This is a genomic window from Clostridium sp. 2218st1_F5_2218SCRN_220325 (assembly GCF_039062665.1).
Taxonomy (GTDB): Bacteria; Bacillota; Clostridia; order Peptostreptococcales; family Peptostreptococcaceae; genus Intestinibacter.
This window is the reverse complement of record NZ_JBCLNH010000033.1, coordinates 1-10,574: the sequence shown is the minus strand read 5'-3', so window position 1 is coordinate 10,574 and position 10,574 is coordinate 1. Positions and strand designations below refer to the sequence as shown.

Below are 10,574 nucleotides of genomic sequence, written 5' to 3'. Positions count from 1 at the left end.
TTGGTTTGTTGTTGGTTTTAATTCGTGTGAATTAAAGTTTATTAATTAACCTACTGTTTAATTTTCAAAGTTCATTTGCTTAACTCGCTTAACTTTTTAAGTTGTTTCGCTCGTTTCAGCTTCTTTAGTTTAACAAACTTAGTTTTGTTTGTCAACTCTTTTTTTAAAAAACTTTTTTCAGCTTTCGTCACTCTTTCAGACTTACTCGCTTTCAGAAGTTTTTGTCCCTGTCTCAAGGACAAGTAATACTATATCATCCATAAAAACTTTCGTCAACACTTTTTTTATGTTTTTTTTATATTTTTTATAAAGTTTTTCTAATATAACCTTGTATACGTTGGTATAACTTATGTATAGCATATCAACTTTTTTTATGAAAAATCTATTTTTTATTGTTAATGATGTAATTATAGTATTGCACAATAATATTATTTTAATACTTTATAAATAAATTTATTAAAATTTATTATATTATTACTATAATTACACTCATAATTTATTAAAATTTATTGTAATATTTATGGGCAATACTATAATTTTTTTAATTACCCATAAATATTTTTCTTTTTATTATCTATAATTATTAATTTTGTCTAAGCAAATTTTAATTATTTTATAAATTTAGTAATTGATTTATTCTCGGTACATCAAATCCTAAAACATAATCAGAATCTATTTTCATTACTGGTACTGATAGAAACCCCTCTTTTATTAGGTTTCTTTTATGTTCTGAACTCTTAGATATATTATATTCTACATATTCTATATTATTTTGTTTTAAATATTCTTTTAGTTTTGTGCAATTTGGACATGTATCACTAGTATACATTTCTATATTCTTCACTCTATTCAACTCCTTCTTTCTCGATTTTACTTTATTTTCAGTTTTACATATTATAAAATTAATATGTATTGCTAATTATAAAATTATAATTAATAGTACATAATTTATAAAAATAAAGCAATACGATCAAAATATTTAGGAGGTTATTTGTAATGTCAAAGAAGGTACTAATTATGTCAGCCTCTACTGGTGGTGGTCATAATAGGGCAGCCAAAGCCATGAAGGATGAAATCGAAAAAAAATGCATCGATGGTGAACATATTACTTGTGAAATTATAGATAGTTTAAAGTTAATAAATACGACAATGGACAAGATTATTTCTAGTGGTTATGAAAAATCAGCTAAATATACACCTAAAGCATGGGGCGGTGTATATAAAATGTCAGATGCAAATATTGTCTCTAAACATGAGTATAAAGGTAACTTATTTAATACATTATTAGCTTCAAAGTTAAAAAAATTATTAAAAGAACGTAAACCTGATTTAATTATTGGAACTCATCCATTCCCTATGATTGCTTTGAGTACACTTAAAAAGAAATATCCTTATCGAAATGCTTTTAATAGCTTCTTTGTTCCACCACTTATATCGGTTTTAACTGATTATACGGCACATTCAACATATATTCAGGATGAAATTGATTATTATATTGCTGGGGATGAATATGTAAAAGAAGTATTAATTTCTGAAGGTGTAGATGGTGATAAAATAAAACCATATGGTATCCCTGTTGAGAAGTCATTCTTAGAGCATAGAGAAAAGAGTGTTGTTCTTGAAGAACTTGGCCTAGCTCCAGATAAGTTTACTGTGTTACTAATGGGTGGTAGCTTTGGTGCAGGAAATATAAAAGACACTTTAAAAGAATTATTAGAAATAGATAGGGACTTCCAAATAATTGTTATAACTGGTAGAAATGAAACTTTAAAAGAAAAACTAGAAAAATCATTAGAAAAACATACTATTGATAAAAATATTTCTATACTTGGATTTACTCAAGATATGAATGATATATTATCAGCTGTAGACATTATAGTTTCAAAACCAGGTGGACTAACTACAACTGAATGTCTATTAAAAGAATTACCTATGATAATTCCTTATTATATTCCTGGTCAAGAAGAAGAAAACATGGATTTCCTTTCAAATTGTGGAGCTGCATTAAGAACCTCTAAGAAATTTACTATTTCTGTATTATTAAAAGTTCTTATTGATAATCCTACGAGAATGAAATTATTAAAAAATAATATTAAATCTATCAAAAAACAAAATACTGCTGAAGATATTGCCAATTTAGTATCAAATATACTTGGTTATTAATTTAGTTACATATAAATAATAAAGCCAACTCATAAGAGTTGGCTAATTTTATAATGCATAGACAATCATATTTTGATTTAATAAGGTTCATAAAAATCTTCTTCGTAATCATACTGGTAGTGTTTATAGTTGTTTCTAAATGCACTGTTTCTGTTATCTTTTACAGAGTGTATTTTTTTCTTACCAGCACTTTTTACTTTATCTCTTTTTTTAGATTCAATTTTTTTCTGTCTTTTTTCTTTATCGACAGCATGTTCCTCAAAATCTACAGTTGTTTTCATTTTACACCTCTATATTTCTCTTCTTCCTTCTAAGGCTTTAGATATAGTAACTTCATCTGCATATTCTAAATCCCCACCTATAGGTAGACCATGAGCTATTCTAGTAACTTTTATACCCATTGGTTTGATAAGTCTAGCTATATACATAGCTGTAGCTTCTCCTTCTATAGTTGGGTTTGTTGCCATGATTATTTCTTTTACATCTTGGTTTCCTAATCTTTGTATAAGTTCTTTTATATTTATCATATCTGGTCCTATACCATCCATTGGGGAAATTACTCCATTTAGGACATGGTATTGTCCTTTGAACTCTCTTATCTTCTCCATAGCTGCTACATCTCTAGGGTCCTCTACAACACATATTACGCTTGAATCCCTATTTGGGTTAGAGCACATGCTGCATGGATCCTTATCAGTTATGTTACAACATATAGAGCAGTACTTGATTTCTCTTTTTGCATCTAAAATTGCTTTTGATAGTGATTCTACATCATTGTTATTCATGTTAATTACATGAAAGGCCAATCTTTGAGCCGTTTTCTTTCCTATTCCCGGAAGTTTTGAAAATTCTTCGATAAGCCTACTTATAGGCTCTGTATAATATTGCATTATTATCACCTACTAAAATAAACCTGGTATGTTCATTCCCCCAGTCATTTTACTCATTTGAGATGATTGAGCGTCGTCTACCTTTCTTAATGCTTCATTTACTGCACTTATAACTAAGTCTTGTAACATTTCTATATCGTCTGGATCTACTACTTCTGGTTTCATAGTTACATCTAAAACTTCTTTTTTACCATTAACTTTAACAGTAACAGCTCCTCCACCTACAGATACTTCAAACTCTTTAGCTTCTAATTCTTGTTGCATTTTTTGCATATTATCTTGCATTTTTTGAGCTTGTTTTAAAATTTGATTCATATTACCTGGCATCATTCCTCCGCCAAATCCTTTTTTAGCCATTTATTTATTCCTCCTTAAGAAATTTATCATTATTTTATAATATAATTTTTATCATTTATTTTAGCTTTTTTCAATACTATCTTTTACTTCTAATATATCTTCACTTACTATATCTTTTAATATTTGTTCACCTTTATCCTCTTTTTTTATTTCAGTATTTAAATTTAATAATTGAGATTTAAATACAATTTTTACGTTAAAGTTCCTGTTTAATACTTCTCTTATAACTTTTTCTACGTATTGTATAGTTTGTGGTGAATCTAATTTATTTTTAGCAAATGAGTAATTGTCAGTAAATATAATGTATAAAATATCATCTGCTATATTAAAACTATCTACATCTTGAAGTAAGGCCCTAGTTATCTGCTGTCTGTCCTCCTTCATTTTTTGTAAGATGTTTTTCCATGATTTTTGTATTAACTTAACATCATCACTCTTTAAGTTTTCATATTCTACATCTTCTTCGTGTGATGTTTCAAGCGTATTGTTCCCAACTTTTTCATTTTTATTAGAGTTATCCACTGTTTGATTTGTGGATATGTGATTAACTTTTATATTTCCAGATTCTATTTTTTGCTCTAAGTTTTCTATTCTCTTTAATAAGGCTTCTTTACTATCATCAAACATAGGTTGTGCTATCTTCATCATAGTTACTTCCATTAGAACCCTTGGATTTGATGATACTTTCATTCCATCTTGAGCTTCTGATAATATATTTAAAACTCTTATTAAGTTGTTAGTGTCTATAGTTTCAGCTTGTTGTTTTAGTAAATCTATAGTTTCTTCTGGAAGTGATATTATTTCATCTAAATCATTTGATATTTTACATACCATTAAGTTTCTAAAATGATCTATTAAATCGTTTACTAAATTTCTTACATCTTTCCCCCAAATAATAAAATCATTTAATATTTGAAGTGATTTTTTAGTATTTTCTTTTATTATAGATTCAGCTAAGTCAAATAACTGCTCTATATTTACACTTCCTAAAAGTTCAATTACATCATTATAACGTATAGTATGTCCTTCAAAAGATATACATTGGTCTAATATACTAAGTGCATCTCTCAGTGCACCTTGTGAATTCCTTGCAATTAAATTTAATGCTTTCTCATCAGCATCTATACCTTCTTTTTCACATATATATTTCATTCTTAATGAAATATCTTTTACTGTAACTCTTTTAAAGTCAAATCTTTGACATCTAGATAATATTGTTGCAGGTATTTTATGTGGTTCTGTAGTCGCAAGTATGAATATTACGTATGATGGTGGCTCTTCTAATGTTTTTAGAAGTGCGTTAAATGCTCCTTGTGATAGCATATGAACCTCATCTATGATATATACTTTATATTTAGATTTAGCTGGAGAATATTTTACATTTTCTCTTAATTCTCTTATATCGTCTACACTATTGTTTGAAGCAGCATCTATTTCAACTACATCCATTGTTTTATCTTCTAAAATATCTCTACAACTTTCACATTCATTACAAGGTTCATCATTGTGTAAATTAGTACAGTTTACTGCTCTAGAAAATATTTTAGCTGTAGATGTCTTACCTGTACCTCTTGTCCCACAGAATAAATATGCATGACCTACATTATTACTTTCTATCTGATTTTTTAAAGTTCTAACTATATGTTCTTGACCTACTACATCGCTGAAGTTCTTTGGTCTATATACTCTGTACAACGCCTTATGCATATCTATCATCCCCTTTGTTCCAAATACTGTTTTTATTTTAGACAATTTCTTTAATTATTATATCATTAAATGCATAAAAATACTCTAATTTAAACACCTTTCCCAATTGCCATAAATCAAATTATATAATTTTTATTTTTATAGATAATAAAAAAATCTTTCCAAGTATAATAAAGGGGGTTATATCCTTTATTCTGAAAAGATTTACAAAATAAAAATCCCTCAAAAAGGGATTTGTTTTATATATTAAAATGCTGTACACCATCTATTGACTATACTTCCCAGACGTTACCGAAGTAGTTAGCTCGGCTTAGGCACTCCCACGTCACATGCAGTAACCACTTACTGCTGCTTCCTTCCGGATCTGACAGGGTTCATGGGCTTACATTGCATGGGACCTAAACGTCAACACCACTTGCTCCGGGCAGCTCCACAAAGTAGTAGCCTCTAGATGGAATTCAATCCTGCTATAGCGGATTGCAGGTTACAGGGCACCGCTACTTCCCCATCTAGTACAGCAAAGTTGTAACCGAAATTAATGTTCCTCTTGGCGGAGAGAGTGGGATTCGAACCCACGATACATTTTTACATGCATACTAGCTTTCCAGGCCAGCGTCTTCGTCCTCTCGACCATCTCTCCAGTTATTTTTTCCTTAAGTCTTTAAAAAATCTTTGCAAAATGATCGAACACTCGTCTTCCATAATTCCAAACTCAACATTTACACGACTATCTTTAAAGTACTCCATCTTAAATGTGTGTTGTTTTTCTATATTCGCGTTTTTAATATGTTTAGTTCCTATTATTATATTTTTTATTCTTGAATTTACAATAGCTCCACTACACATAATGCAAGGTTCCATAGTAACATATAAATCACAATTCATAAGTCGCCAACCACCTAATGTATTTGCTGCATCTTTTATTGCTAGCATTTCAGCATGTGCTGTAGAGTCTTGTAGAGTTTCAGTTAAGTTATGTCCTCTACCGATAATTTTATTATCTTTAACAATTACAGCGCCTATAGGTGTTTCACCCTTATCATATGCTTTCTTGGCTTCAGATATTGCCTCATTCATAAAAAATGTTTTTTCCATATTTCCTCCTAAACATATAACATATTAATATTAACACAACTTTTTTTATAATTCAACTTATTTTTTCCTGCAAAATTTTATTTTAATTGACCTTTTTAAACAAATATTTCAATTTAAACTATAAAAGGACTTATTAAATATAAGTCCCTCGCTTTGTTTATTTACTCAAATAAAATATTTTTCAACTTTAATTCTTTTTGTATTTCTTCAAATATTTCATCATTGTCCACTTCAATTGTATGAATATGATAATCTGGAGATAAAACTGACAACTGTTTAAACTCGTTTGTCGCTGCTTTCTGCATGAAATTTCTTAAATCTCTATTTGTAGCTACATTTAGGTCTGCTTTTAAAACTCCATATGTAGGATGTTCCACTATAACATCTTTTACCTTTCCACCTAAATCAATTATAGTTTGTAATTCATCATAAAGTTCATCATCAGAATTATGATTTTTACACTTTATCTTAAATTCATTTTTTACAGAATCCAAAACAATATATCCATTAGATGTCGCTATAATTTCTAATCCAGATGCTCTTAAAAGTGCTATATCCTTTACTACAACTTGTCTACTAACTTGAAGTTCTGCTGATAATTCACTTCCTTTTACAGGTTTATCAGACTTTTTTAGAATTTGTAATAACTTTTCTCTTCTTTCGTTTGAGCTCATTTCGCACCTTCTTCTTGTTTTATTATTTTGTTTTTCATCATCTTTAATTTATTCTATATACTTTTTTTAAAAAAATCAATTGCTAACTTTTTAAGTGAATGTATACAATCTGCCTAAATAAAATTAAAAATTTAACTATTATTTTTTGTTGAATACTAAATTATGTGGTGCTATAATTGTTATCACAAGTGTAATTACACCTGTAAATACTTTATATGATAAAGGGGTCTATTATGATGAATGAACTATCTGAAAAGATATTAAAATTAAAAAAAGAAAAAAACGCTATAATATTAGCACATTTATATCAAATTCCTGAAGTACAAGAAATTGCAGACTATGTAGGAGATTCTTATTACTTAAGTCAAGTTGCTCGTGATGCAAAAGAAGATTTAATTATTTTCTGTGGAGTTAAATTTATGGCTGAAAGTGCAAAAGTATTATCACCAGATAAAACAGTCATTTTACCAGCTCCAAATGCAGGTTGCCCAATGGCTGATATGGCTGAAGTTGAAGATGTTGAAGAAATGATAAAAGAATATCCTGATGCATTTAAAGTTTGTTACATAAATTCATCTTACGAAGTTAAAGCTCTTTGCGATGCATCTGTTACATCATCTAGCGCTTTAAATATAATGAACAATATACCAAATAAACAAATATTATTTTTACCTGATCAAAACTTAGGTGGATATATTGCTGAATTCTTCCCAGAAAAAGAATTTATTTTATGGAGAGGTTTCTGCCCTACACACCACAGAATCACAGCTGAAGATGTTCTAAATGCAAAACAAGAACATCCAAATGTAAAGGTTTTAGCCCATCCTGAATGTTCTAAAGAAGTAAGAGAGTTAAGCGATTATCTTGGAAGTACAAGCGGTATAATCGATTATGCCACTAAATGCGAAGATAACGAGTTTATAATAGCTACTGAAGAAGGTGTACTACATCAACTTCAAAAGAAAAATCCAAATAAAAAATTCTATTTCCCTGAAATGATGGTATGCCCAAATATGAAAAAAACTACTTTACAAGATATCTATGATGCACTAGATGGAAAAAGAGAAGAAGTTGTTTTAGACGAAGAAATACGCCAAAAAGCATTAACTTCTCTAGAAAATATGCATAAATTAGGGAATTAATTATGAAAAATAAAAACGTAGATGTCTTAATAATTGGGTCTGGAGTTTCTGGTTTATACAGTGCTCTTAATTTAAGTAGTGATTTAGATATTTTAGTAGTTTCAAAAGGGAAAATAGACTGTACAAATACATATCTAGCACAAGGTGGAATTTCTGTTGCTAGAAATAAAGAAGATATTCCTGATTTTATAGAAGATACATTAAAAGCAGGACAATATAAAAATGATTTAGAAGCTGTAAAAGTATTAACTTCTGAATCTATAAAAAATGTAGAGGAATTAGTTTCATTAGGTATGAAACTAGACCTAGATGAAAACGGAGACTGGGATTACACAAAAGAAGGTGCTCACTGTGTAAATAGAATAGTACATACTAATGACCACACAGGAGAAGATGTTGAGAAAACACTTATAGAAAATATACTTTCTAAACCAAATATAACTGTTTCAGAAGATACTTTTTTTGTAGATATTATAGAAGAAGATGATAAATGCATTGGAGCTATACTTTTAAAAGACAATAAACAAATAAACGTATTTGCTAAATATGTAATTTTAGCTTGTGGTGGAATTGGAGGGCTTTATAAAAATTCTACTAGTCAAAGAATTCTAAAAGGAGACGGACTTGCCACAGCATTAAAACATAATATTGAACTTAAAGATATTAATTATATACAAATACATCCTACTGCATTTTATGATGAAACTGAAGATGAAAGAAGATTTTTAATTTCAGAATCAGTTAGAGGTGAAGGCGGTATTCTTACAAATGTAAATGGAGAAAGATTTGTAAATGAATTATTACCACGTGATGTTGTTTCAGCAGCCGTTTTTGAACAAATGGAAAAGACAAATACACCATATGTTTTATTAGATATTAGTTTTTTAGATTCAGACTATATAAAAAATAGATTTTCATTAATTTATAAAAGTTGTCTTGAAAAAGGAACTGATATAACAAAACAACCAATAAAAGTTTCTCCAGCTCAACATTATTTTATGGGAGGAATAAAAGTAGACACTAATAGTAAAACATCATTAGATCGCCTGTTCGCTGTAGGTGAAACTAGTTGTACTGGAATTCATGGTGCTAACAGATTGGCAAGTAACTCATTATTAGAAGGATTAGTATTCTCACAAAGAGCTGCCAATATTATAAATAATTCAATAGATGAGATAGAATTAATCACAAAATCTGTTGATAAATTAGAAAAAACAGTGGATGAAATAGCAGAAGAAAATAAAAAATTAGTTGTAGCAGCAATTAAAGGACAAGGTGGTAGAATAGATGATTAACTTTTTAATTGTAGACAAAATAATAAAAGATGCACTTATTGAAGATATTCCAAACGAAGATATAACAACAAATTCTATAGTATCAGAAAATAGCATATCTTCGGTTGATCTTCTTTGTAAAGAAGAAGGTATTATAGCTGGATTAGATGTTTTTGCTAGAGTTTTTCACATCTTAGGTGATGTATCTGTGGATTTGTGGAAAAAAGATGGGGATAGAGTTTATCCAAAAGAAAAAATAGCCGAACTTAAAGGAAATACTAGAAATATACTTAAAGGTGAAAGAGTTGCCCTTAATCTTCTTCAAAGAATGAGTGGTATCGCAACATTAACTAATAAATTTGTAAAAGAAATAGAACATACTGATGCAAAACTATTAGATACTAGAAAAACAACACCTAACTTAAAATTATTAGAAAAATATGCAGTAAAAGTTGGTGGTGGACACAATCATCGATTCAATTTATCTGATGGAGTTATGTTAAAAGACAACCATATAGACGCTGCTGGAGGAATAACTAATGCAGTTAATTTAGCTAGAAAAAATTCCTCTTTTGTAAGAAAAATAGAAGTCGAAACAGAAACATTAGATATGGTTAAAGAGGCATTAGATGTAAAAGCTGATATAATTATGCTTGATAATATGGATTTAGATACTGCTAAAGAAGCAGTTTCACTAATAGGAAACAAAGCACAAATAGAATTTTCAGGGAATGTTTCATTAGAAACAATAAAATCTATCGCTGAAATAGGCGTTGGATTTATATCTGTAGGAGCATTAACTCACTCAGCTAAAATACTAGATTTAAGTATGAAAAACCTTAAACCATTAAATTAGTAGAAAGTATTATATTAATTTAAAGCTGTGTTAACTTTCTACATGATAAGCATGGCATAAAGATAACCACTCCTTAGTATTTTCAAGATGTTGAATTTTAAGGCGTGGTTATTTTTATAGTTTACTTAAATTTGTTCGTATTTTACTAGTATTATCATCTTCTTTTTATTATTAAATAGAATATAAATAAAAAACCATTCCCTGCTACTAAGAGAGAATGGTTTTTGTATCCTAATGAAAGGTGCTATGCTTATTTAAAATGAATAATGAACTTATCTAGTTGTAATGACTATGTAATTCATTAAATAAAAAAAGACTACGTGGCTACGTCTTACTCTCCCAGGCGGTTGCCCACCAAGTACCATCAGCGCTCAAGAGCTTAACTTCTGTGTTCGGAATGGGAACAGGTGTATCCT

General features: G+C 29.1%; 11 protein-coding genes, 1 tRNA gene, 1 rRNA gene and 1 other RNA gene. 4 read left to right on the top strand and 10 right to left on the bottom strand.

Annotated elements, in window-relative coordinates; all coding sequences use genetic code 11:
• Window positions 1-613: 613 nt before the first annotated feature.
• The gene (locus tag ABCM86_RS13755; RefSeq protein WP_195931194.1) at window positions 614-844 is read right to left on the bottom strand and encodes a glutaredoxin family protein; all 231 of its coding nucleotides are present in this window, start codon (window positions 842-844) and stop codon (window positions 614-616) included.
• Between the two features lie 152 nt (window positions 845-996).
• Here ABCM86_RS13755 and ABCM86_RS13750 point away from each other — a divergent pair, with 152 nt between their 5' ends.
• A complete protein-coding gene (locus ABCM86_RS13750) occupies window positions 997-2,163 on the top strand; it encodes a glycosyltransferase (protein WP_295779135.1) in 1,167 nt (388 codons plus the stop codon).
• Between the two features lie 77 nt (window positions 2,164-2,240).
• On the opposite strand, the gene ABCM86_RS13745 is transcribed toward ABCM86_RS13750, so the two are convergent.
• The 8 genes from ABCM86_RS13745 to ABCM86_RS13710 all read right to left on the bottom strand — a co-directional run bounded on the left by ABCM86_RS13745 (window position 2,241) and on the right by ABCM86_RS13710 (window position 6,886).
• A complete protein-coding gene (locus ABCM86_RS13745; protein ID WP_195931191.1) occupies window positions 2,241-2,444 on the bottom strand; it encodes a hypothetical protein in 204 nt (67 codons plus the stop codon).
• 9 nt (window positions 2,445-2,453) lie between these two features.
• A complete protein-coding gene (gene recR, locus ABCM86_RS13740) occupies window positions 2,454-3,053 on the bottom strand; it encodes a recombination mediator RecR (RefSeq protein ID WP_195931190.1) in 600 nt (199 codons plus the stop codon).
• A gap of 12 nt (window positions 3,054-3,065) precedes the next feature.
• Window positions 3,066-3,410, bottom strand: coding sequence for a YbaB/EbfC family nucleoid-associated protein (locus ABCM86_RS13735; protein ID WP_007285682.1), 345 nt, complete (start codon window positions 3,408-3,410; stop codon window positions 3,066-3,068).
• A gap of 60 nt (window positions 3,411-3,470) precedes the next feature.
• Window positions 3,471-5,117 (bottom strand): DNA polymerase III subunit gamma/tau, encoded by a 1,647-nt coding sequence (dnaX, locus tag ABCM86_RS13730; protein ID WP_195931189.1) that lies wholly within the window; start codon window positions 5,115-5,117, stop codon window positions 3,471-3,473.
• A 254-nt stretch (window positions 5,118-5,371) separates the two neighbouring features.
• Window positions 5,372-5,635, bottom strand: an RNA gene (gene ffs / locus ABCM86_RS13725) — signal recognition particle sRNA large type.
• A 30-nt stretch (window positions 5,636-5,665) separates the two neighbouring features.
• A tRNA-Ser gene (locus ABCM86_RS13720) sits at window positions 5,666-5,757 on the bottom strand.
• A 2-nt stretch (window positions 5,758-5,759) separates the two neighbouring features.
• Window positions 5,760-6,212: a nucleoside deaminase gene (locus tag ABCM86_RS13715; protein WP_195931188.1), complete on the bottom strand. Its 453-nt coding sequence runs from the start codon at window positions 6,210-6,212 to the stop codon at window positions 5,760-5,762.
• Between the two features lie 161 nt (window positions 6,213-6,373).
• A complete protein-coding gene (locus tag ABCM86_RS13710) occupies window positions 6,374-6,886 on the bottom strand; it encodes a transcription repressor NadR (protein ID WP_195931186.1) in 513 nt (170 codons plus the stop codon).
• A gap of 233 nt (window positions 6,887-7,119) precedes the next feature.
• Here ABCM86_RS13710 and nadA point away from each other — a divergent pair, with 233 nt between their 5' ends.
• Genes nadA through nadC form a run of 3 tightly spaced genes read left to right on the top strand, consistent with a single transcriptional unit; the run spans window position 7,120 to window position 10,158 of the window.
• Window positions 7,120-8,028, top strand: coding sequence for a quinolinate synthase NadA (gene nadA, locus ABCM86_RS13705; RefSeq protein ID WP_295677700.1), 909 nt, complete (start codon window positions 7,120-7,122; stop codon window positions 8,026-8,028).
• A gap of 2 nt (window positions 8,029-8,030) precedes the next feature.
• Window positions 8,031-9,323 (top strand): L-aspartate oxidase, encoded by a 1,293-nt coding sequence (locus tag ABCM86_RS13700; RefSeq protein ID WP_195931182.1) that lies wholly within the window; start codon window positions 8,031-8,033, stop codon window positions 9,321-9,323.
• On the top strand, window positions 9,319-10,158 hold the full coding sequence (gene nadC, locus ABCM86_RS13695; RefSeq protein ID WP_343004176.1) for a carboxylating nicotinate-nucleotide diphosphorylase: 840 nt from the start codon (window positions 9,319-9,321) through the stop codon (window positions 10,156-10,158). Before ABCM86_RS13700 ends, nadC begins: the two co-directional genes overlap by 5 nt.
• Before the next feature lie 318 nt (window positions 10,159-10,476).
• Here the strand turns inward: nadC and rrf are convergent.
• Window positions 10,477-10,574: ribosomal RNA gene (rrf, locus tag ABCM86_RS13690) — 5S ribosomal RNA — on the bottom strand; the annotation flags it as partial.

What these genes read in the sequence shown, in the direction of transcription:
- ABCM86_RS13750 (WP_295779135.1), top strand. Translation starts at nt 997, where the DNA reads ATGTCAAAGAAGGTACTAATTATGTCAGCCTCTACTGGTGGTGGTCAT.
- ABCM86_RS13745 (WP_195931191.1), bottom strand. Translation starts at nt 2,444, where the DNA reads ATGAAAACAACTGTAGATTTTGAGGAACATGCTGTCGATAAAGAAAAA.
- recR (WP_195931190.1), bottom strand. Translation starts at nt 3,053, where the DNA reads ATGCAATATTATACAGAGCCTATAAGTAGGCTTATCGAAGAATTTTCA.
- ABCM86_RS13735 (WP_007285682.1), bottom strand. Translation starts at nt 3,410, where the DNA reads ATGGCTAAAAAAGGATTTGGCGGAGGAATGATGCCAGGTAATATGAAT.
- dnaX (WP_195931189.1), bottom strand. Translation starts at nt 5,117, where the DNA reads ATGCATAAGGCGTTGTACAGAGTATATAGACCAAAGAACTTCAGCGAT.
- ABCM86_RS13715 (WP_195931188.1), bottom strand. Translation starts at nt 6,212, where the DNA reads ATGGAAAAAACATTTTTTATGAATGAGGCAATATCTGAAGCCAAGAAA.
- ABCM86_RS13710 (WP_195931186.1), bottom strand. Translation starts at nt 6,886, where the DNA reads ATGAGCTCAAACGAAAGAAGAGAAAAGTTATTACAAATTCTAAAAAAG.
- nadA (WP_295677700.1), top strand. Translation starts at nt 7,120, where the DNA reads ATGATGAATGAACTATCTGAAAAGATATTAAAATTAAAAAAAGAAAAA.
- ABCM86_RS13700 (WP_195931182.1), top strand. Translation starts at nt 8,031, where the DNA reads ATGAAAAATAAAAACGTAGATGTCTTAATAATTGGGTCTGGAGTTTCT.